Below are 21,537 nucleotides of genomic sequence, written 5' to 3'. Positions count from 1 at the left end.
AAAGAATAATAAATGAACTGCTTTATCTTTGGATAAGGCAGTTTTTTTTAATTTTACACCTTAATAATATAGAAAGATGATGAATTTTCGAACTGTAGTTGCTGCCATGTCTCTGTTTTTGCTAAGTACATTAGTAAAAGCTCAATATACCATGCATAAAATGATCAGTGTAGGGTATACTTACCAAAATCAAAGTTTTGGTGAAATAGGAGGTAAATTACTTTTCCTTAAAAATGATGATGTGATTTACAGAGTAGGAGGATCTGCAATGATGGGATCTGTGGATTCTAAATTTGCTATTATGCCCAAACTACAGGCTGATGTCCTTCTTAATTTTGAAAAGAATGTAGACTTCTATCATTCATATTACTTTTTAGCAGGTGTGGAAGGAACCAATAAATACATTGCCCCTAAGATAGGAGTTACCTTATTTGGGATGCTTGATCTTACAGGAGGTTATGCTTTTCCTATCGGAGATACCCGACTGAACGGCAAAGAGATGAAAGGACTGAATATTAATTTTACATTAAATGTTCCTACAGTCTTTATTCATGACATGTTTAAATGATTTTTTTTAGATTTTTCTCTATAAAATTTAATAATAGGTTAACAGTTATTAAAAAATTATTATATTTACATCATAATAATTGTACTACTGCCTATAGAAGAGACTCTACTCTAGAACTGTTTTGTTTATACAGCAAAGGCCAGAAGAAATATCTGGTAGAATGCCTGTCTGCAAATATTTATATTGAGAAGAGTTATGAAATCAAAATCGGATAGTTTACTAATTTCCCTTTACCAGAAAGGTGATGAGAATGCATTATCAACCCTCATTCACCGTCATCAGAGAGAACTTTTTACATTCATTTTTTACAAAATTAATGATGAAGATTTAGCTAACGATATCTTCCAGGATACATTCATGAAGATTATTGTCATGCTGAAAGAAGGACGCTATAACGAAGAAGGCAAATTTATTCTTTGGGCGAAAAGAATTTCCCACAATTTAATCATTGATCATTTCAGATCAAAATCCAAGAATATCAAAGTTTCAGAAACTACTTTTGAAACAGATGAATATTCTATCTTTGATTTGATCAGAGAACCTTCAGAAAATATTGAGGACCAGCTTGTGACCAACCAGATTCAGGAGGATCTTATGAGGATGTTACTGTTTTTGCCACAAAACCAGCAGGAGGTAATCAAACTGAGGTTTTTTGATGGTCTGAGTTTCAAAGAAATTGCAGACCATACAGAGATGAGCATTAATACTACGCTAGGAAGAGTAAGGTATGCACTGATAAACCTGAGAAAAATCATGGACGAAAACAATATAATATTAACCAGATAAATAATATTTTGTAAAATTTCACGTTTTTAAGGAAAACATACTTCGCTTATGAAAAAAAATGACTCCTTAAAAGTGAAAACTTTGAAACCTAAGAAACAAACAATTGATTTTTTGCTGAATTTTTCCAAAAGCCTTGAGATTGTGAAAAGCAAGAGCAAAAATTATCCTATTACAAAAAATTAAAATTATTAACTTTGTGCTGTATGAAAATGCAGCACGTTTTTTTTGACCTGGATAATACACTCTGGGATCACCGCAGAAATGCCTATCTTACCATTAAAGATCTTTTTGAAAAACAGGAAATTACTTCAAAATATCATATTGATTTTGAAGAGTTTCATTCTGTCTATCACAATATTAACGAAGAGTTGTGGGAAAAGATCAGAGACGGAATTATTGGCAAAGAGTACTTGAGAGAACACCGTTTTTATGATTCATTCAAACATTTTGGAGTAGATAATAAAGAGCTTGCCCTTTATTTTGAAGAAAACTTCCTTGATAATATTGTGAGTCATAACGAATTGGTAGAAGGTGCAGAAGATGTTTTGGAATATCTGAAAGCTAAAAATTATACACTGCACATTATTTCCAATGGTTTTCAGGAAGTAACGGAAAGGAAATGTACCCTGTCCGGAATTGCACCTTATTTTAAGACTATTACCAGTGCAGATGCAGTAGGGGTAAGAAAACCCAATCCAAGGATTTTTGAATATTCATTAGGCCTTTCTGAAGCCAGCAAAGAAGAAAGTATTCTGATTGGGGATGATTGGATTGCAGATGCCATGGGAGCTACAGATTTCGGAATGGATGCGATCTTCTTCGATGTTTATAAAGAAGATAAGCAGAAAGAAGGTTTAAAAGCCATTACCCATCTTCAGCAGATCAAAGAATATTTATAGAAATATATAAGATCATAAGATTTGATAAAAAGCCACTAAGACCGTCTTAGTGGCTTTTCTGTTTTCAATTTTCAGAAATCAATACAAACGTTGGTGATCATCTGTTTCAATGTGTGGTTAACTTAAATTTCTCCACCAAAATCATTTTTCCCAATTCTTTCCCAAATTGATTAGCAACTTTGCTTCATAATAATAACAGAAAATGTAATAGTATGAAAAATGTAAAGAAAATCACAGGAGTATTAATGATTATTTTTTTATTAGTGGGAGGCTTAGTAGCCGCACAGGACAGAGCAATCAATGCGAATCAGTTACCGAAAACAGCTAAAAACTTTCTTGCTGCTCATTTTAAAGGAATACCTGTGACCTCGGCAATAGAAGACAGAGAAATCTATGGAGTAGATGAGTACAAAGTATATCTGACGAACGGAATGAAAATGGAGTTTGACAGCAATGGAAACTGGAAAGAAGTAGATGGAAAACACCAGAAAATTCCATATGGTTTCATTCCTGTTTCAATCAGAAATTACATCACGAAAAACTTTCCTAACACTTACATTATTAAGATTGAAAAGAAAAGATGGTCTTATAAAGCAGAACTTTCCAATGGATTGGAGCTTGAATTCGATAGAAACGGGAATTTTAAAAGAATCGATGATTAACACTTAACCGAATACAAACACTAAATAGTAATACTATGGTCAATTGGAATGTAATAAAGAGTAACGGAAGAAAGATGTCTTCTGCTCAGATTAGAAAGAATATGGTATCATTTATGACAAGAAATCATCCTTGCAGCATCATTGATTCTATTGAAAAAGAATACAGTGCTTACAAAATTCATTTGATGAATGGTCTGTGTCTTGTTTTTGATGCAGATGGCCTGAATGTGAAATCAAATTAGATTCTTTATGAAAAAGAACCTGAGGGAATCCGGCAGAGAGCATTTCCATTTTGTAGATTTATTATCAGTAATTTATCATATAACCCTTATACTGATGATATTATCGTAGACTTTCGGATGTATATTCCTTTCTCCAGCTTCCCTCCTTATAATTTCCTATATTTGACATAAGTTAATCGTGCACCAGAGCATATAGATCCGGAATATGAAGATTTTAATAGTAGAAGATGAACCCGAACTGAAAGATACCGTACAGAAATTTCTGGAGGCAGAACACTTCATTGTAGAGTATGCAGAAAATTACAGTGGCGGACTGGAAAAAATTATTTCTTACGAATACGACTGTATTTTGCTGGATATCATGCTGCCTGACGGAAACGGAATCGATCTGCTGAAAGAGATCAAAAAAATGCACAAGAAAGACCCTGTGATCATCCTTTCTGCCAAAGACTCAGTAGATGATAAGGTGGCCGGACTGGAAATAGGAGCAGATGATTATCTTGCTAAACCTTTCCATCTTGCAGAACTGATGGCGAGAATCAAATCTGTGATCAGAAGGAAAAATCAGGATGGCGAAAATATCATCCGCTACAAAAATATCAGCATTGACCCGGAGAACAGAACGGTGAAAGTAGGTGATGAAGAGCTTGTTCTTAACCGTAAAGAATATGACCTTCTCTATTATTTTGTGATTCATCCGGAAAAGACCTTACAAAAAACAACACTGGCAGAAGCCATCTGGGGAGATTATATCGATCAGGCGGACAGCCTGGATTTTATATATTCCCAGATTAAAAATCTTCGTAAAAAACTGAAAACCCTCAATGCAGAAGCTGATTTCCAGGCTGTATATGGAATAGGATATAAATTCATCTGATGAAGACTTCATTAAAATATTACACGATAAAATACCTGATCATGATCCTGCTGCTGATTATAGCAGTATGGGCAGGTCTTTTTTATGCCTACATTCTGGATGAAGTACACGATAATGTAGATGATGGTTTAAGAGATAGAAAAATACAGATTATTAAAGCTGTTTATCTTAATCCTCAGCTTTTGAAGAATAATGAATTTGGATTCAATGAATTTAAAATCAATCCGATCAAAGCCGCAGATTATCAGAATAAAAGCAGGCTGTACAATAAGATGTATTATATGGAATATGATGATAAAGACCAGCCTTACAGGGTTTTGGAAGCCGACTTTATTGATCAGTTCAAAGGGCATCAGCGGCTTGTCATCAGAACATCTACGGTAGAAGAAGACGAATTGATATATGATCTTACAACAGCCTTAATTGTGCTTTATATCCTTTTGGTGATAAGTATCGTAGCAGTTAACGGATATCTCCTTAATAAAGCTATGAGACCATTCTATCAGATATTGGATAAACTTAAAAAATATCAGTTTGGAATTCCTTTTTCTCAGGAAAAGCAGAACTATAAGATCACCGAATTTGAAGAATTAAATGTGGAAATCAATGAAATGATTGAACGTAATGAATTGGTTTTCTATCAGCAGAAACAGTTTATTGAAAACGCTTCCCATGAGCTTCAGACTCCTTTGGCTATCGTGATTAATAAAATTGATCTGATGATCCAGAATGATGATCTTGATAAAAAGAACCTTACTTTTCTTACTGAAGTAAAGAATGATCTGAGAAGAATGGTTGGGTTAAACAAATCGTTATTAATGCTTTCCAAAATTGAAAACAGTCAGTTTAATAAAACTTCAGATGTTGATTTTAATGTGATGATCGCTCAATTAGTTCAGAATTATGAAGATTTCATTGCATTCAAAAAAGTAGAGGTCAGTATTATTGAGAAAGGAAAATTTGTTGCGGATTTTAATCAGGATCTTGCAGATATTCTTTTATCCAACCTTCTTAAAAATGCAGTTAAATATAACCATCAGGAAGGGATTTTAAACATTATCGTGGAAAATAATCGGATAACATTTCAAAACAGCGGAAGTGCTGAACCTTTAGATAATTCCAGAATCTTTAACCGTTTCTATAAACGGGGATCAGATCATACTTCTACAGGATTAGGGCTGTCTATCATCAAAACCATTATCAAGCAATATCCGGGCTGGGATATTAATTACGAATATGGAGATCAGATGCATTACTTTATTCTGACAAAGAATAATGCCCATTAATAATACTTTATATCAATAGAAAAAGCCTTTCAGACGAAAGGCTTTCTTATGTTTAAAACTCAGGATTAAAATCCTAAACTTGTTCTTACTCTTTTAAGTGTTTCCAGCGCGATAGGTCTTGTTTTTTCTGCTCCTTGCTGAAGTTTTGCTTCAAGTTCATCAAGATTATTCATGTAATAAGTGAACGTTTCTCTTTCTTTCTCAAAACGTACCAGGATAAGATCCAGCAATTCTTTCTTAGCATGTCCGTATCCGAAGTTTCCGGCAAGATATTTTGCTCTTAATGCTTCAGTCTGTTCAGGCGTAGCAATCAGCTGATAAATCTGGAATGTTTTATCCGTTTCAGGATCCTTAGGTTCCTCTAAAGACTTGGAATCTGATTCAATGCTCATCACCTGTTTCTTCAACTCCTTTTCAGGTAAGAAAATGTTGATGATATTTCCTCTTGATTTTGACATTTTCTGTCCGTCTGTCCCGGGAACATATTTAGTGTCCTCCTGAAGTTCAGATTGTGGAAGAACAAGAATTTCACCCATCTGGTTGTTGAATCTTGAAGCTACATCTCTTGCAAATTCCAGGTGCTGAAGCTGATCTTTTCCTACAGGTACAATTTCAGCATCATACAGTAAAATATCTGCAGCCATCAGAATAGGGTAGGTAAACAGACCGGCATTTACATCCTGAAGTCTGTCAGCTTTATCCTTAAATGAATGGGCTAATGTTAATCTTTGGTATGGGAAAAAACATGATAAATGCCAAGAAAGTTCACAGGTTTCAGCGATATCACTTTGTCTGTAGAAATATGTTTTTTCAGTATCCAATCCACAAGCAAGCCAAGCCGCAGCAATCTCGTAGGTATTTTGTCTTAAAGTCTGCGCATCCTTAATCTGTGTAAGCGTATGAAGATTCGCAATAAATAAAAATGATTCATTTCCTTCCTGTTTGGATAACTCAATAGCAGGAATAATGGCCCCTAATAAATTTCCAAGATGGGGTGTTCCGGTGGCTTGAATGCCGGTAAGAATTCTTGACATTTGTTTACAATTTATATTTAAAAATTAATGAATAGCAAATTTACGAGGTTTGACGGGAATAACGAAAGATAAAAGGTAAAAGATAAAAGATAAAAGATAAAAGATAAAAGATAAAAGATGTTGTTATTAAAATTCAATAGGGGTGGGCTTCAGCCCAGCCAGCTTAAAATTCAACATCTATCCATTGGCTTTAGCCAAAACGTATCAACCTTCAATAATCTATATCTCTTTACGCATCATCCGTGAAAATCTGTGCAATCCGTGGGAAAAATATTAAGGAATCACAATTTTTTCTCCTCCAAATTTCGGTTCCACACCAAAAAGAAGATCCCAATAGGCTTTAGCTTTTGCAAAATACTCTCTTAAATTGGTCTTTAAACCTGCATACTTATTCACATCCGCTGCATTGTATCCAAAGGCTTCCATACCATTTTTTCTGGCCAGGAAAACGGCCCTTTCATTGTGAAACTTCTGAGAGATAATGATCAGTTTTGTCTGGCTGAAAATATCCTTTGCTCTTACCACGGAATCCAGCGTCCTGAATCCGGCATGGTCTAAAATAATTTTATCCTGTGGAATTCCTTCCTGCATCAATGCCAGCTGCATATCTTCAGGTTCGTTATAATCCTTGGTGCTGTTATCACCACTAACGATGATGTATTGTATTTTCCCGCTTTTGTATAAATCACTTGCAGCCTTAATTCTGTTATAGAAATAAGCATTTGGAGTTCCATTGCTCAGAAGTTTTCCGGTTCCCAGTAATAATGCGGTTTTTACTTGTGGTACATCAGCAGTATTGTAGGAAAGAAATGGTGCGCTGTCCCTTTTGATGCTGTAATTTGCCCAGGCAATAAAAATAATTCCTGCAACGAAAAGAAGCAGGAAAAATTTAAAAATATTTTTGATTATTTTTTTCATCCGAAAATATATCTTTTAAAACTCCAGACCGTTCGGGAAAGCTTTTTTTCTGAATATTAATAAGAATGCAGCACCTACTGTGATCGCAGAATCAGCAACATTGAAAATATATTTAAAGAACTCAATATGTTTTCCTCCTATCAAAGGCCAGCTTTCAGGAACGTACCAGTCTACCACCGGGAAATGAAGCATATCCACTACACATCCTTTCATAAATGTGGAATATCCGTGTCCGAAAGGAACAAGTTTGGAAATTCCGCCATAGCCAATCCATCGGTCAGTGCTGGCGTCATAAACTGTTCCGCTGTCGAAGATCATTCCATAGAACATTCCGTCAATAAGATTTCCGATAGCGCCTGCAAAAATGATCGCCATGGGAACTAAAAGATAATTAGAAGCTCCTTCTTTCAACCATTTTTTGAACATATAGATCATCCCTCCGATCAGGAAAACTCTGAGGATAACCAGAAAATATTTCCCGATAATTCCTCCGAAATGAAATCCATAGGCCATTCCGGGATTTTCCACAAAAGTTTTGTTAAAGAAACCATTGATAACAGGAATGCTCTCATTCAGTTCAAAATGGGTTTTGATATAAATTTTTGAAGCCTGGTCAATGAATAACACTAAAAGTGTTATTGCTAAGATCTTTTTCATTATTGTCCTTTAGGTTTTGAAGGCTTTGAAGCCGGCTTTACATTTTTATTATCGCTTGCTTTCTTGACCACTTTCTGTCCATTGAAAGAGCTCTTAACATGTGCTTTTTCAAATTTAATGCCCATTTCTTTGAGTACGCTTTTCAGTGCACTCAGCTCCATAGAATTCTTAGGATGTACTATGATAGATTCCATTTCTTATATTTATTATTTACATTTTGGACAGCTCATCAAGTCTTTTCCTGTCTTTCTCAGACAGATCATTCACTCCGTTTTTGCCCATCTTACTCAAAAGTCTGTCGATTTCTTTCTCCCGCTCGCGTTTATCAGAATTGAATTGATCATCAATGGTATAATTATAATTTTTTTTCCGATCAGGGAAGAATCTGTTTTTGATCCATTCTCTGTTGAAAAATAATATAACTACGGCAATGATCACTCCCAAAATTAATAATTCGTTCATGGGTATACATTAAAAATTAGGTTTATAAAGTATCCGTAAATACGATATAAACCCAATGTTATTTTACAAACCTTACGGTTATTTTTGCATGTTTTTCGCTTCGATGCTCAGCGTAGCGTGAGGAACGGCTAAAAGTCTTTCCTTAGGAATCAGTTTTCCTGTTACTCTGCAAACACCGTACGTTTTATTTTCGATTCTGATCAAAGCATTTTTAAGATCACGCACGAATTTTTCCTGTCTTCCTGCCAAAATAGAATTCTGCTCTTTGCTTAGCGTTTCTGCTCCTTCCTCAAAAGCTTTGAAAGTAGGAGAAGTATCATCAGTACCATTATTCTGGTCATTGATAAAACTTTCTCTGATAAGCTGAAGATCCTTTTCTGCTTTTTCTATTTTTTCTTTAATGATCGCTTTAAATTCCTGTAAATCAGCATCGCTGTATCTAACTCTTTCGTCTGACATATTCTTTCTCTTTTTTAATAAAATTATGAAATGGAATTTGAAATATAATAACTACAGGTTAATTTTTTTCAACATTTATCTTAAAATTAACCTCATCTATTTCGATTTCGTTAAAATTTAAAAGTGAAGATACAATTTCTATTTTATTTGACAAGACTTCGGAAGAAATATATTCTTCATTTTTCTTAATCTCATTCAGGAAAGGAGAGCTTTCTTCCAATGTGATTGAAATTCTGTCTGTCAGATCAAAGTCTTTGTCTTTTCGCAGGTTCTGAATTCTGTTGATGAATTCTCTTGCGATCCCTTCAGATTTTAACTCATCGGTTAACGTCAAATCTAATGCCACAGTTGTTTTTCCATCAGAAGTTACTGTCCATCCCGGGATATCTTTTGTAGAAATTTCCACATCATCAAGAGTGATCTCATATCCCTGAACGTCTGTTTTCCCTTCTTTTTCAAGTGTGGAAATCTGTTCTGCTGTAAGGTTGCTAATCTCTGCACCTACCACCTTCATATCTTTTCCTAATTTAGGACCAAGTGCTTTGAAGTTCGGTTTTATCTGTTTTACAATTAAATGGGATGCTTCTTCAGCATTAATTAACTGTAATTCTTTCACGTTCACTTCCTGCTTGATCAGATCTGCAACCGCAAGAATCTGTTCTTCTGTTTTAGCATCCAGTACAGGAACCAATACTTTTTGTAAAGGCTGACGAACTTTTACATTTTCTTTCTTTCTCAATGAGAAAACCATACTTGTAATGTTCTGTGCCAGATGAGTCTTTTCAACCAGATCCTGATCGATTAAACTTTCATCTGCTACCGGGAAGTCTGTTAAGTGTACAGATTCACAGTTTTCTTTACCTGTTACCTTATTCAGGTCCTGATATAACTGATCCATAAAGAACGGAGCAATAGGAGCGGATAATTTTGCTACTACTTCAAGACACGTGTATAGAGTTTGGTAAGCGGAGATTTTGTCATCAGAATAGTCTCCTTTCCAGAAACGTCTTCTGCATAATCTTACATACCAGTTACTCAGGTTATCGTTCACAAAAGTACTGATCGCTCTTGCTACTCTTGTCGGCTCATAATCTTCATAGAATGCTTTCACCTCTTTGATCAGAAGATTAAGCTCAGAAAGGATCCATCTGTCGATTTCCGGACGGTTTTCCACTTCTTTTTCTGAATAGTTAAAGCCATCTACATTCGCATACAAAGCAAAGAATGAATAGGTATTGTAAAGGGTTCCGAAGAACTTTCTTCTTACTTCGTCGATTCCTTCGATGTCAAACTTCAGGTTTTCCCATGGGTTGGCATTGGAGATCATATACCAGCGCGTAGCATCCGGTCCGTATACAGCAAGTGTTTCGAACGGATCTACGGCATTTCCTAAACGTTTTGACATCTTCTGCCCGTTCTTGTCCAGAACAAGACCGTTACTCATTACATTTTTATAAGCAACTGAATCAAACACAGCAGTTCCGATAGCGTGAAGCGTATAGAACCATCCACGCGTCTGGTCAACACCTTCTGCGATAAAATCAGCCGGGAATGCTTTATTATTGTCGATTAATTCTTTATTCTCAAAAGGATAATGCAACTGGGCATAAGGCATAGACCCTGAATCGAACCAAACGTCGATCAGGTCGCTTTCACGTTTCATTGCTTTTCCTGAATCAGAAACCAATACCACTTTGTCAACCACGTTTTTGTGAAGATCCACAAGTTCATAGTTAGACTCTGCCATATTTCCGATGATGAAACCTTTGAACGGGTTTTCAGTCATCAGTCCTGCTGCAATTGATTTCTCAATTTCGTTGTATAACTCTTCTACAGAACCAATGATCTTTTCTTCCTTCAGGTCATCTGTTCTCCAGATCGGCAACGGAATACCCCAATATCTTGAACGGGATAGGTTCCAGTCGTTTACATTTTCCAGCCAGTTGGCAAAACGTCCTTCACCCGTAGCTTTTGGCTTCCAGTTGATGTCTTTGTTTAAATTAACCAGTCTGTCTTTTACAGCAGTCATTTTCACAAACCATGAATCCAACGGGTAATACAATACCGGCTTATCTGTTCTCCAGCAGTGTGGATAGGAGTGGACATATTTCTCTACTTTGAAGGCTTTGTTTTCTGTTTTCAACAGGATGGCAAGTTCCACATCCCATGATTTCTCAGGAGCAGTTCCTTCGTCGTAATATTCGTTTTTGATATAAGTTCCGGAGAATACCGCAGGAACATTATCTCCTTTGATGAATTTACCCTGTAAATCTACCAATGGTACAAGATTTTCATTTTCATCTTTTACCAACATCGGTGGAACCTCAGGCTGAGCCATTTTAGCAACTCTCGCATCATCCGCACCAAAAGTAGGTGCTGTGTGAACGATACCTGTACCATCTTCTGTGGTTACGAAGTCACCAAGAATCACTCTGAATGCATTCTCAGGGTTGTCATTAGGTGTAAACCACGGAACTAATTGCTCATATCTTGTATCAATAAGTTTTTCTCCTGTAAATTCTTTTAGTATTCTAAAAGGGATTACTTTCGTTTCCGGAGTATAGTTGGCAAAATCTTCATCTGTACCTTCTGCGTATTTTTTACCGAAAACTTTAGGTAAAAGAACGCTGGATAAAACCACTGTTACAGGTTCAAATGTATATTGATTGAAAGTTTTAACTAAAACATATTCAATATCTCTCCCTACGGTAAGAGCCGTATTGGATGGAAGTGTCCACGGGGTGGTCGTCCATGCAAGGATATGAACATCTCCGTCAACATCATTGAACAATGCTGAAGAGTCTTTCTTTACTTTAAACTGAGCCACAACCGTTGTGTCCGAAACATCACGATAGGTTCCGGGCTGATTCAGCTCGTGAGAAGAAAGTCCTGTTCCTGCTTTTGGAGAGTAAGGCTGGATAGTGTAGCCTTTGTACAACAAATCTTTGCTATACAACTGCTTCAACAACCACCAAACGGTTTCCATATATTTTGACTTGTACGTGATGTACGGATCATCAAGGTCTACCCAATATCCGATTTTTTCCGTAAGGTTATTCCAAACATCGGTATAACGCATCACGGCTTCACGACAAGCTTTGTTATAGTCTTCAATAGAGATTTTTTTGCCAATATCTTCTTTCGTGATTCCTAACTCTTTTTCTACACCCAGTTCCACAGGAAGACCATGCGTATCCCAGCCTGCTTTACGGAAAACCTGCTTTCCGTTCTGAGTCTGGTAACGGCAGAAAATATCTTTCAATGCTCTTGCCATTACGTGGTGAATTCCAGGCATACCGTTTGCTGAAGGCGGACCTTCATAAAAAACAAACTCAGGATTTCCCTGACGAATCTCAACACTCTTATTGAAGGTTTTATTTTGTTTCCAAAATTCCGCTACATTCTCTGCTACGTCAATAAGGTTGAGGTTTTTGTATTCTTTAAATTGGCTCATTGTAAATATCTCAATATCGTTGATTAATTAAGTCTGCAAATTTACTAAAATTTGTCGGTTTATAATATATGTTTTATTTAGGTAATTTCTATTAAAAAGTTCAATTTCAGAAATATAATAAAGAAAGTGGGGGAAAGTGGATGGTGAATAGTGAATAAATGAATTTTTTCTGACAACTTTTATGTGAGATTTTATGCAGTATATTCAATAGAAGTGGACTTTAGCTCACTTGAATAATAAAGTTTATTTATGGCTTTAGCCAAAACTTAATGGTAACGCAAAGTTCACAAAGATGTATGGATAATGTAAGATCGATCGCAAAGACGTTTCACTCAGCAGGGGAAATATGGGGTGTGAAAAACAAAATTGATTCGAAGATTGGCTAGAGTACGAAGCACTGATTGGCAGAAATTTTGTACATTTAAGTAGACCTACTAAACCCAAATGCTGTATGAAAATCTTTTATTACCTGATGCTTTTTGTTTGTTTTATCAACACAGGCATTGTACAAGCTCAAAATAATTACCCTCAAAATTATTTCAGAAATCCATTAAACATTCCCATGCAGCTCGCTGCCAATTTTGGTGCTGTGCGGACCAACCACTTTCACATGGGACTGGATTTGAGAACCAACAGCCAGGAAAATCTGCCGGTTCTTGCCGCTGCAGAAGGTTATGTAAGCAGGATAAAAGTAGAACGGTACGGATTTGGAAATGCAGTGTACATCACTCATCCCAATGGTTATACCACGGTATATGCTCACCTGAATAAATATTTCAATCAACTTGATGAATACGTAAAGGAGAGGCAATATAAAGACGAAAAGTGGGAACAGGATATTACTTTTCAGCCCGGACAGTTTCCTGTGGAGAAAGGACAGCAGATTGCTTTAAGTGGAAATACCGGAGGTTCCGCAGGACCACACCTGCACTTTGAAATAAGAGATACCAAAACAGAGGAATGCTTAAATCCGTTACTTTTTGGCTTTGCCATTCCTGATAATATTGCCCCGATTATTAGCGGATTGTATTGGTATGACCGACGTTTCAGTACGTATGAACCAGGAGCAAATAATATTGCCGTAAAAAAAGAGGGAAATGCTTATACGGCTAATCTTATTCAGGTGAGTTCTCCGGAGATAAGTTTTGCCATTAAAGCTGTAGATAAAGCCAACAAAGGATTTAATCTTGGTATTTATCAGACAGAACTGTTTATGGATGGCAATCTGATGTACAGTTTTAAAATTGATAAGATCCACTATGATGATACCCGATACATCAACGGTTGTATAGATTATACCAAATTCATAAGAGATAAAATGGGAATCCAGCACCTGTCTGATTTACCTGGAATGAAACTGCAGCATTATAGTCTTCCAAATTTAAGTGGGATTATCAAACTTCAGGATGAAAATGTTCATGCCATTGAAATTGTCCTGAAAGATGTCAAAGGAAATACAAGCCGCTTAACAACAAAAGTTCAGTTAAGTAAAACTTTAGAGAAAATATCTTATACTGCAAAAACAATAATGGCTAATCAAGGGAAAATCATTACCACAGAAAATACAGAGATTGCTTTTAGTAAAAATGCCATGTATGATGCTGTAAATTTCAGTGCCTATGAAAAACCTGATACAGATCCGAATGCAGTTTCAAATACGATTGTTTTGCATAATCCATATATTCCCGTTCAGGATGAATATACCTTGAAAATAAAACCGAATAGAAAATTAACCAATACAGAAAAAGATAAAGCCATTATTCTTCTTGACTATGGCAGTGATAAAACCGTTGTCAAGGTAAAATGGAATGGTGATTGGGCAGAAGGGAAATTCAACAGATTGGGTACCGCAAAATTGTTGATTGACAATAATCTTCCATCCGTTTCATCAGGCTGGGCAGAAGGAGCATTAGTTAATAGCAGTTTATTACTCTTAAAAGGAACAACGAAAGTGGGTGATATTATTTCATTCCGTGCCGAACTGGATGGCAAATGGTTGAGGTTTACCCGTGTAAAAGATAATTTTGTCTACATTTTTGATGAAAAATGTCCTAAAGGAAGTGGTTCTCATACTTTAAAAGTAACAACTATCAATACTGCCGGGAATACCAATACACAAACTTTTACGTTTAGGAGATAATTCATCTTTTAATACTTGAATCTTTAAATCTTTTAATTTTAATTAGATAAATTTGCCTTTTAAAAAATTAAAATCATTGGAATTTCATCCGTCAATCGAGAAAGCAGGGATTCAGGAAATCAAATTGTTTCAGGAAGAAAAACTTCATGAGCTTTTGAGGTATCTTGAAACTCATTCGCCGTTTTATCAGAAACTATTCAAAGAAAATAATATTACTATTGAGGATATTCGTACTTTGGAAGACCTTCAGAAGATTCCTACCACCACAAAGAATGATCTTCAGCAGTACAATCATGATTTTTTCTGCATACCACCGGATAAAATTGTGGATTACAGTACCACTTCTGGAACATTGGGAGATCCGGTGACTTTCGGATTGTCTGACAGTGATCTGGAAAGGCTTGCGTACAATGAAGCGATATCTTTCGCCTGTGCAGGAATTCAGAAAGGAGATGTTGTGCAGATGATTACCACCATAGATAAAAGGTTTATGGCTGGGCTTGCTTATTTTCTTGGTTTAAGAAAAATGGGGGCAAGCGTAGTAAGAATGGGACCGGGAATTCCTGAACTGCAATGGGATTCTATTTTCAGATACAAGCCAAAATATTTGATTACCGTTCCTTCTTTTCTGTTGAAAATGATTGATTACGCTGAAAAACACCGGTTGGATTATAAAAACTCCAGTGTTTATGGGGCTGTATGTATTGGAGAAAGCATCAAGAATCAGAATTTTACAGATAATATTCTTTCACAGAAAATCAAGGAAAAATGGGACATCAAACTCTTTTCTACCTATGCTTCTACGGAAATGAGCACTGCTTTTACAGAGTGTGAATTCCAGATCGGAGGACATCACCATCCGGAACTGATTATTACAGAAATCCTGGATGATGAAGGAAACCCTGTAAAAGAAGGAGAAAGCGGTGAACTTACGATTACGACTTTGGGAGTGGAAGCCATTCCTTTGTTGAGGTTTAAAACCGGAGATCTTGTAAAAGCCCACTATGAGCCATGCCAGTGCGGAAGAAATACGATGAGGCTAGGACCTGTTGTAGGAAGAAAGCAGCAGATGATCAAATACAAAGGGACAACGCTGTATCCTCCTGCTATGAATGATATTTTGAATGATTTTAATACTATCTTATGCTACCAGATTGTGATTCAGTCCAACGAAATCGGACTTGATGAGATTATCATTAAACTTAGTACAGAAGCAGATCACGAAGGGTTTGTCAATGAAGTGAGAGATCACTTCCGTGCAAAACTGAGAGTAAGTCCCAAAATTGAAATCATAGATTTTGATGTTCTTTCTAAAACAGTTTTTAATCCAAACAGCAGAAAGCCAATCACTTTTATTGACTTAAGATAAAATTAAACCTAAAGAATAATTAACAGAGGTCTTTTTATATATCTTTGGGGCTTGAATAGTAAAACTAATACACTATGAAAAAATTATTTCTGCTGCTTTTTGCAGCCATTACCACGGCAACTTTTGCCCAGGACAAAATTAATATTGAATCTGGAAATTTTGACTTTCTGAAAGATCAGACTGAGGTAAATGTTCAGTTTAAATTTGAAAATCCTCTTTTTCAGGCAGATAATTATACTGAAGCCCAGTATCTTGAAAGAAGAAAAACAGAGACATTGGCTAAGAAAGGCGAGCAATCCTGGAAAGAATGGGATGAAGAATGGCAAAAGCATAAGGAATCAGTTTTTTTTGATAAGTTTATTGAAGGAGTAAATGGTAAAGCGAAAAAAATAAAATTCACTAAAGGAGCTTCGGCAAAGTACACCTTAATACTGCATACAAAATGGATCTACGCCGGATGGACTGGGTTTGTAACACAGCCTGCTAAATTATCATCAGAAATGATATTTGTTGAAACTGAAAATCCATCTAAAGTTTTAACTAAAGTTCAGGGTGATAAGATTGAAGGGATAGGAAGTAAAGGTAGCTATCGTATGGAATACGGAAGAATATCCGCTGCATATGAAAAAACAGGAAAAGAATTGGGTAAAGCTATTAAAAATGCTTTAAAATAAGAAAAACGGTCTGAATTTTCAGACCGTTTTTTTATGCTTGATTTTGCTGTTCCTGTTTTTCCAGCTTGATCAGGTTTGCAAGGTTTTTAATAACTGTATCATGCTTTCTCACAAAAGGATTGTCTTTATTCCAGACATAGCCTGCTAAAACAGCACAGATCTTTTTCTTTACGTCCGGATTTTCCGGTTGATGGAAGAATAATTCCTGAAGATTTCCGGTATACCATTCTTTTACATAGGTGGTGAAAACATCCACTCCATATAAAATGTAGTCTGTGTATTCCCTCTGCCAGTCAATTTTTTCTCCGTTTAATTGTCTTAATGCCAGTTTGGCGGCCAGCATTCCGGATTCTGTGGCAAAAGCCATTCCTGAAGAAAAAACCGGATCAAGGAATTCAGAGGCATTTCCTGTTAAAGCAAATCCGTCTCCGAATAAACTTTTTACTGAACAGGAATAATCTTTCAGATGTTTAGGTTCAAAAAGGAAATCTACATTTCCAAAACGTTTTACATAATATTCAGAAAGAGAAATAGCTTTTCTTAAAGCTTCCGTTGTATCTCCGTTTTCAGATAATTTGTCAATATATTCAGTAGGACCTACAATTCCTAAACTTGTGTTTCCGTTGGAAAAAGGAATTACCCAAAGCCATACTTCTGTTTCAATAATGTCAAAAGAAATCAAAGTTCCTTCCTCTCCCGGTTCTCTGTTGATATCATTCACATGAGAAAAAATCGCAGAGTGAGGGGATAGTTTTGAAGGTTTTTCAAGATCAAGCAGGCGAGGTAAAACTCTTCCGTAGCCACTGGAATCGATAACAAACTTAGCATGGATCTCTTTTGTTTCTCCATCCTTATTTCTTACCGTAGTTATAGAATTTGTTCCGTCAAATTTGATGTCTATAACCTCAGTTTCAAACTCAAGATCGATTCCTTTGTTAATGACTTCCTGAGCAAGCGTATTATCAAAATCAGCTCTCGGAACCTGCCAGGTCCAGTCCCAGCCTTCCCCGAATTTGTTGCTGAAATCAAAAATGCAGACTTCGTCACCACGAAGAAAACGAGCTCCAAGCTTTTTTTCAAAGCCCATTTTATCTAATGCAGGGAAAAGTCCGGCCTCCTCAAAGTGGTCCATTACCCTTGGAATTAAGCTTTCTCCAACTACGAGTCTGGGGAATTTTGTCTTTTCGACTACTTTTACGCTGACGTTATTGTTCTTCAGGTACGAAGAAGACACGCATCCGGAGGGTCCGGCTCCGATTACAAGAACGTCAACAAATTCTTTGCTCATCTTTGATTTTTTATTTTAATAATAACTTTTATCTTTGCCGCAAAATTAGTGACAAATAATTAATATTTTACAAAATTATCAACTATTACTTTTAATTGATGAAAATAAATAACTTTTTAGAACTGAAAGACTTTCAAAAAATTATCATTGAGAATGAAAAAATAGAACTGGATGAATCACTTTTATCAAGAGTGGATAAAAGTTTTCAGTTTTTAAAAGAGTTTTCAAAAAATAAAGTAATATATGGTGTGAACACCGGTTTTGGGCCAATGGCTCAGTTTAAAATCAGTGATGAAGATACACACCAGCTTCAGTATAACCTGATAAGAAGCCACTCTTCAGGAATTGGAAACCCTTTGCCTGTAGAAGAAGTAAAAGCATGTATGCTTGCAAGATTGAATACCTTATCATTAGGGAATTCAGGAGTGCACCAGTCTGTTATTTATCTGCTTCAGGAGCTGATCAACAGAGATATTACCCCGTTGATCTTTGAACATGGAGGAGTAGGAGCAAGCGGTGACCTTGTTCAGCTGGCTCACCTGGCTTTGGTATTGATTGGAGAAGGAGAAGTTTTTTACAATGGAGAAAGAAAATCTACCAAAGAAGTTTTTGAAGTTGAAGGCTTAGAACCGATCAAAGTAGAGATCCGCGAAGGTCTTGCATTGATGAACGGAACTTCCGTAATGTCAGGAATCGGTATCGTAAATGCTTATAAAGCCAATCAGCTTACTGATATTTCTCTTAGACTTTCTTGTGCCATCAATGAGATTGTACAGGCTTATGATGATCATTTGTCAGAAGCCTTGAACGGAACTAAGAAACACTACGGTCAACAGAAAGTGGCAGAAAGAATGCGTGCTCACCTGGCAGACAGTAAACTGATCAGAAAAAGAGAAGAACATCTGTATACCCATTTTGAAGAACAGGAAAAAGTATTCAAGGAAAAAGTTCAGGAATATTATTCTTTACGATGTGTTCCTCAGATTCTAGGTCCGGTATTGGATACATTGGAATATACGGAGAAAGTTCTTGAGAATGAGATCAATTCAGCGAATGATAATCCAATTATCAACGTTGAAGACCAGCATGTGTATCACGGAGGAAACTTCCATGGGGATTATATCTCTTTGGAAATGGACAAGCTTAAAATTGTGGTAACCAAACTTACCATGCTTGCAGAAAGACAGCTAAACTACCTTCTGAATGCTAAAATCAACGAAATTCTACCTCCTTTTGTCAATTTAGGTAAATTAGGTTTCAATTTCGGGATGCAGGGTGTACAGTTTACAGCAACTTCTACCACGGCAGAAAGCCAGATGTTGTCAAATTCTATGTATGTTCACAGTATTCCAAACAATAACGATAACCAGGACATCGTTAGTATGGGAACAAACGCTGCTGTAATTTGTAGAAAAGTCATTGAAAATGCCTTTGAAGTTTTGGCTATTGAAGCTATTACCATCATTCAGGCGGTTGAATATCTTGGATTCCAGGATAAGGTTTCATCCTCTACAAAAGAACTGTATGATGATATCAGAAAAATTATTCCTGCTTTCTCAGACGATATGGTTATGTATCCGTATTTGGAGGAAGTAAAGAAATATCTGAAAGGAATGTAACTATTGGTTGCCATCAATTGTCTTTTAAAAAAGGCTTCCAGCATCAACTTAAAAAACTAAAAACGATATAAACACTAACGCATGAAATGTGCAATTGTAACAGGAGGCTCCAGAGGAATCGGGAGAGCAATCTGTATAAAACTGGCTGAAGAGAAAAACTATCACATCCTTATCAACTTCGCTTCAAATGAAACGGCAGCCAAAGAAACGTTGGCTAAAGTGGAAGAATTGGGTGCTACCGGAGAAATTCTTAAATTTGATGTAGGAAACAGCGAAGAAACACAAGCTGTTTTAACGGAGTGGCAGGAGAAAAATCCTGATGCCGTGGTAGAAGTGATCGTCAATAATGCCGGAATCACAAGAGACGGTCTTTTTATGTGGATGCAGAAGGAAGACTGGAATAGTGTGATCAATACAAGTCTGGACGGATTCTTCAATGTGACCAATTTCTTTATTCAAAAGCTGCTTCGTAACAAATACGGAAGAATCATCAATATGGTTTCTGTATCCGGAGTAAAAGGAACAGCCGGGCAGACAAATTATTCTGCTGCGAAAGGAGCTTTGGTAGGTGCTACAAAAGCCCTTGCACAGGAAGTTGCCAAAAGAAATGTTACGGTAAATGCCGTTGCACCGGGTTTCATCAAAACGGATATGACCCAGGAGTTTAATGAAGATGAGCTTAAAGCAATGATTCCTGCCAACAGATTTGGAGAAGCAGAAGAAGTGGCAGATCTTGTCGCATTTTTAGCATCTAAAAAATCTTCTTACATTACAGGTGAAGTGATTAATATTAACGGAGGAATTTATTCATAAATAATCTAACAATATACCAATGTACCGGTGTACCAATGTTGATTGATATCAATGAAAAGATTGTTACATTACTAGACTGATACATTGTTAAATTCAATATAAACAAATGGAAAATAGGGTTGTAATTACCGGAATGGGAATTTATTCCTGCATCGGGACGTCTTTAGAAGAGGTCAGGGAATCCCTATATCAAGGAAAATCCGGTATTGTTTTAGATCAGGACAGAAAAGAATTTGGTTTTAGGTCTGGCCTCACAGGAGTTGTTCCAAAGCCTGATCTGAAAAATCTTTTAAACAGACGCCAGCGTGTCAGTATGGGAGAAGAAAGCGAATATGCTTATCTTGCTACGCTTGATGCTTTAAAACAGGCAAATCTAGATGAAGAATTCTTGGATGCTCATGAAGTGGGGATCTTATACGGAAATGACAGTGTTTCTCAGGCAGTCGTAGAATCTATCGATATTGCAAGGGAAAAGAAAGATACAACATTGATGGGATCGGGAGCGATTTTCAAATCAATGAATTCAACGGTAACGATGAACCTTTCTACGATTTTTAAACTGAAAGGAATCAATCTTACCATCAGCGCAGCATGCGCAAGCGGTTCTCATTCTTTAGGACTGGCTTATATGATGATTAAAAATGGTTTCCAGGATATGATTATCTGCGGCGGAGCTCAGGAAACCAACAAATATTCCATGGCGAGCTTTGACGGATTGGGAGTGTTCTCAGCCAGAGAAGATGAGCCTGCAAAAGCATCCAGACCTTTCGATGCAGAAAGAGACGGATTGATTCCAAGTGGCGGAGCTGCCAGTCTGATTGTTGAAAGCTTGGAATCTGCCCAAAGAAGAGGCGCTCCGATTATTGCAGAAATTATCGGGTACGGTTTCTCTTCCAACGGAGGGCATATTTCAACACCAAACGTGGATGGACCGGCTTTGGCAATGGACAGAGCCTTAAAACAGTCAGGATTAAAAGCTTCAGACATCGATTATATCAATGCTCACGCAACTTCTACTCCAATTGGTGATGCCAACGAGGCAAAAGCCATCTATGAGATCTTCGGGAGCGAAGTTCCGGTAAGTTCTACCAAATCCATGACCGGACATGAGTGCTGGATGGCAGGTGCAAGTGAAGTTATCTACTCCATTCTGATGATGCAGAACGATTTTGTTGCTCCCAATATTAATCTGGAAAACCCTGATAATGAAGCACAAAAGATAAATTTAGTTGCAAAAACAAAAAATCAAAAAATTGATGTATTTTTGTCGAATTCTTTTGGGTTTGGGGGAACCAATTCTGCACTAATAGTTAAAAAATTTGATTAAAAA

At 36.5% G+C, this 21,537-nt stretch carries 21 protein-coding genes; 13 read left to right on the top strand and 8 right to left on the bottom strand.

The features are described 5' to 3' along the window. The first annotated feature begins 76 nt into the window (after nt 1-76). From A1704_RS21065 to A1704_RS21040, 7 genes are all read left to right on the top strand, one after another. Nucleotides 77-568 carry a hypothetical protein gene (locus A1704_RS21065; RefSeq protein ID WP_062675981.1) on the top strand — a complete coding sequence of 164 codons (492 nt, stop codon included), beginning with the start codon at nt 77-79 and terminating at the stop codon, nt 566-568. A 195-nt stretch (nt 569-763) separates the two neighbouring features. Further along, nucleotides 764-1,354 (top strand): RNA polymerase sigma factor, encoded by a 591-nt coding sequence (locus A1704_RS21060; protein ID WP_062675980.1) that lies wholly within the window; start codon nt 764-766, stop codon nt 1,352-1,354. A 203-nt stretch (nt 1,355-1,557) separates the two neighbouring features. Then, on the top strand, nt 1,558-2,253 hold the full coding sequence (locus A1704_RS21055) for a YjjG family noncanonical pyrimidine nucleotidase (RefSeq protein WP_062675979.1): 696 nt from the start codon (nt 1,558-1,560) through the stop codon (nt 2,251-2,253). Nucleotides 2,254-2,465: 212 nt separating this feature from the next. Continuing rightward, entirely contained in the window at nt 2,466-2,915 is a 450-nt protein-coding gene (locus A1704_RS21050) for a PepSY-like domain-containing protein (protein ID WP_062675978.1), read from the top strand. Nucleotides 2,916-2,950: 35 nt separating this feature from the next. Beyond that, entirely contained in the window at nt 2,951-3,157 is a 207-nt protein-coding gene (locus tag A1704_RS24250; RefSeq protein ID WP_117753124.1) for a PepSY-like domain-containing protein, read from the top strand. A 205-nt stretch (nt 3,158-3,362) separates the two neighbouring features. Continuing rightward, complete coding sequence (locus tag A1704_RS21045; protein WP_062675977.1) at nt 3,363-4,034, top strand: response regulator transcription factor; 672 nt, start codon at nt 3,363-3,365, stop codon at nt 4,032-4,034. After that, nucleotides 4,034-5,320 carry a sensor histidine kinase gene (locus A1704_RS21040; RefSeq protein ID WP_062675976.1) on the top strand — a complete coding sequence of 429 codons (1,287 nt, stop codon included), beginning with the start codon at nt 4,034-4,036 and terminating at the stop codon, nt 5,318-5,320. Before A1704_RS21045 ends, A1704_RS21040 begins: the two co-directional genes overlap by 1 nt. A 65-nt stretch (nt 5,321-5,385) precedes the next feature. Here A1704_RS21040 and trpS read toward each other — a convergent pair whose 3' ends face one another. The 7 genes from trpS to ileS all read right to left on the bottom strand — a co-directional run bounded on the left by trpS (nt 5,386) and on the right by ileS (nt 12,304). Then, the gene (gene trpS / locus A1704_RS21035; protein ID WP_062675975.1) at nt 5,386-6,354 is read right to left on the bottom strand and encodes a tryptophan--tRNA ligase; all 969 of its coding nucleotides are present in this window, start codon (nt 6,352-6,354) and stop codon (nt 5,386-5,388) included. 273 nt (nt 6,355-6,627) lie between these two features. Continuing rightward, a complete protein-coding gene (locus A1704_RS21030; protein ID WP_062675974.1) occupies nt 6,628-7,272 on the bottom strand; it encodes a SanA/YdcF family protein in 645 nt (214 codons plus the stop codon). A gap of 15 nt (nt 7,273-7,287) precedes the next feature. Continuing rightward, a complete protein-coding gene (locus A1704_RS21025; RefSeq protein WP_034692496.1) occupies nt 7,288-7,929 on the bottom strand; it encodes a lipoprotein signal peptidase in 642 nt (213 codons plus the stop codon). Further along, the gene (locus tag A1704_RS21020) at nt 7,929-8,123 is read right to left on the bottom strand and encodes a DUF2683 family protein (protein ID WP_062675973.1); all 195 of its coding nucleotides are present in this window, start codon (nt 8,121-8,123) and stop codon (nt 7,929-7,931) included. Before A1704_RS21020 ends, A1704_RS21025 begins: the two co-directional genes overlap by 1 nt. A 16-nt stretch (nt 8,124-8,139) precedes the next feature. Next, nucleotides 8,140-8,391 carry a DUF6576 domain-containing protein gene (locus tag A1704_RS21015; RefSeq protein WP_062675972.1) on the bottom strand — a complete coding sequence of 84 codons (252 nt, stop codon included), beginning with the start codon at nt 8,389-8,391 and terminating at the stop codon, nt 8,140-8,142. Between the two features lie 78 nt (nt 8,392-8,469). After that, nucleotides 8,470-8,850 carry a TraR/DksA family transcriptional regulator gene (locus A1704_RS21010; protein ID WP_002983772.1) on the bottom strand — a complete coding sequence of 127 codons (381 nt, stop codon included), beginning with the start codon at nt 8,848-8,850 and terminating at the stop codon, nt 8,470-8,472. A 58-nt stretch (nt 8,851-8,908) separates the two neighbouring features. Next, nucleotides 8,909-12,304, bottom strand: a complete 3,396-nt coding sequence (gene ileS, locus A1704_RS21005) for an isoleucine--tRNA ligase (RefSeq protein ID WP_062675971.1) — start codon at nt 12,302-12,304, stop codon at nt 8,909-8,911. Between the two features lie 451 nt (nt 12,305-12,755). On the opposite strand from ileS, the gene A1704_RS21000 reads away from it, so the two are divergent. The 3 genes from A1704_RS21000 (at nt 12,756) to A1704_RS20990 (ending at nt 16,487) form a co-directional block, all read left to right on the top strand. Then, nucleotides 12,756-14,444, top strand: coding sequence for a M23 family metallopeptidase (locus A1704_RS21000; RefSeq protein ID WP_062675970.1), 1,689 nt, complete (start codon nt 12,756-12,758; stop codon nt 14,442-14,444). A gap of 76 nt (nt 14,445-14,520) precedes the next feature. Further along, on the top strand, nt 14,521-15,813 hold the full coding sequence (locus A1704_RS20995; RefSeq protein WP_062676121.1) for a phenylacetate--CoA ligase family protein: 1,293 nt from the start codon (nt 14,521-14,523) through the stop codon (nt 15,811-15,813). A 74-nt stretch (nt 15,814-15,887) separates the two neighbouring features. After that, entirely contained in the window at nt 15,888-16,487 is a 600-nt protein-coding gene (locus tag A1704_RS20990) for a hypothetical protein (RefSeq protein ID WP_062675969.1), read from the top strand. A 31-nt stretch (nt 16,488-16,518) separates the two neighbouring features. On the opposite strand, the gene A1704_RS20985 is transcribed toward A1704_RS20990, so the two are convergent. Continuing rightward, the gene (locus tag A1704_RS20985; protein ID WP_062675968.1) at nt 16,519-17,775 is read right to left on the bottom strand and encodes an NAD(P)/FAD-dependent oxidoreductase; all 1,257 of its coding nucleotides are present in this window, start codon (nt 17,773-17,775) and stop codon (nt 16,519-16,521) included. Between the two features lie 98 nt (nt 17,776-17,873). Between A1704_RS20985 and A1704_RS20980 the strand changes: the two genes are divergently transcribed. The 3 genes from A1704_RS20980 to A1704_RS20970 all read left to right on the top strand — a co-directional run bounded on the left by A1704_RS20980 (nt 17,874) and on the right by A1704_RS20970 (nt 21,534). Beyond that, nucleotides 17,874-19,394 (top strand): HAL/PAL/TAL family ammonia-lyase, encoded by a 1,521-nt coding sequence (locus A1704_RS20980; protein WP_062675967.1) that lies wholly within the window; start codon nt 17,874-17,876, stop codon nt 19,392-19,394. Between the two features lie 81 nt (nt 19,395-19,475). Further along, nucleotides 19,476-20,207 (top strand): 3-oxoacyl-ACP reductase FabG, encoded by a 732-nt coding sequence (fabG, locus tag A1704_RS20975; protein ID WP_062675966.1) that lies wholly within the window; start codon nt 19,476-19,478, stop codon nt 20,205-20,207. A 106-nt stretch (nt 20,208-20,313) separates the two neighbouring features. After that, nucleotides 20,314-21,534, top strand: a complete 1,221-nt coding sequence (locus A1704_RS20970; protein ID WP_062675965.1) for a beta-ketoacyl-[acyl-carrier-protein] synthase family protein — start codon at nt 20,314-20,316, stop codon at nt 21,532-21,534. The last annotated feature ends 3 nt before the right edge of the window (nt 21,535-21,537 follow it).

This window comes from Chryseobacterium cucumeris, from assembly GCF_001593385.1.
Taxonomy (GTDB): domain Bacteria; phylum Bacteroidota; class Bacteroidia; order Flavobacteriales; family Weeksellaceae; genus Chryseobacterium; species Chryseobacterium cucumeris.
Note: the sequence above shows the minus strand (reverse complement) of the source record. Positions and strands in the feature narration are given on the sequence as shown.

Bases quoted from the DNA above. Each gene is read 5' to 3' on its own strand.
- A1704_RS21065 (WP_062675981.1), top strand. From the start codon at position 77: ATGATGAATTTTCGAACTGTAGTTGCTGCCATGTCTCTGTTTTTGCTA.
- A1704_RS21060 (WP_062675980.1), top strand. From the start codon at position 764: ATGAAATCAAAATCGGATAGTTTACTAATTTCCCTTTACCAGAAAGGT.
- A1704_RS21055 (WP_062675979.1), top strand. From the start codon at position 1,558: ATGAAAATGCAGCACGTTTTTTTTGACCTGGATAATACACTCTGGGAT.
- A1704_RS21050 (WP_062675978.1), top strand. From the start codon at position 2,466: ATGAAAAATGTAAAGAAAATCACAGGAGTATTAATGATTATTTTTTTA.
- A1704_RS24250 (WP_117753124.1), top strand. From the start codon at position 2,951: ATGGTCAATTGGAATGTAATAAAGAGTAACGGAAGAAAGATGTCTTCT.
- A1704_RS21045 (WP_062675977.1), top strand. From the start codon at position 3,363: ATGAAGATTTTAATAGTAGAAGATGAACCCGAACTGAAAGATACCGTA.
- A1704_RS21040 (WP_062675976.1), top strand. From the start codon at position 4,034: ATGAAGACTTCATTAAAATATTACACGATAAAATACCTGATCATGATC.
- trpS (WP_062675975.1), bottom strand. From the start codon at position 6,354: ATGTCAAGAATTCTTACCGGCATTCAAGCCACCGGAACACCCCATCTT.
- A1704_RS21030 (WP_062675974.1), bottom strand. From the start codon at position 7,272: ATGAAAAAAATAATCAAAAATATTTTTAAATTTTTCCTGCTTCTTTTC.
- A1704_RS21025 (WP_034692496.1), bottom strand. From the start codon at position 7,929: ATGAAAAAGATCTTAGCAATAACACTTTTAGTGTTATTCATTGACCAG.
- A1704_RS21020 (WP_062675973.1), bottom strand. From the start codon at position 8,123: ATGGAATCTATCATAGTACATCCTAAGAATTCTATGGAGCTGAGTGCA.
- A1704_RS21015 (WP_062675972.1), bottom strand. From the start codon at position 8,391: ATGAACGAATTATTAATTTTGGGAGTGATCATTGCCGTAGTTATATTA.
- A1704_RS21010 (WP_002983772.1), bottom strand. From the start codon at position 8,850: ATGTCAGACGAAAGAGTTAGATACAGCGATGCTGATTTACAGGAATTT.
- ileS (WP_062675971.1), bottom strand. From the start codon at position 12,304: ATGAGCCAATTTAAAGAATACAAAAACCTCAACCTTATTGACGTAGCA.
- A1704_RS21000 (WP_062675970.1), top strand. From the start codon at position 12,756: ATGAAAATCTTTTATTACCTGATGCTTTTTGTTTGTTTTATCAACACA.
- A1704_RS20990 (WP_062675969.1), top strand. From the start codon at position 15,888: ATGAAAAAATTATTTCTGCTGCTTTTTGCAGCCATTACCACGGCAACT.
- A1704_RS20985 (WP_062675968.1), bottom strand. From the start codon at position 17,775: ATGAGCAAAGAATTTGTTGACGTTCTTGTAATCGGAGCCGGACCCTCC.
- A1704_RS20980 (WP_062675967.1), top strand. From the start codon at position 17,874: ATGAAAATAAATAACTTTTTAGAACTGAAAGACTTTCAAAAAATTATC.
- fabG (WP_062675966.1), top strand. From the start codon at position 19,476: ATGAAATGTGCAATTGTAACAGGAGGCTCCAGAGGAATCGGGAGAGCA.
- A1704_RS20970 (WP_062675965.1), top strand. From the start codon at position 20,314: ATGGAAAATAGGGTTGTAATTACCGGAATGGGAATTTATTCCTGCATC.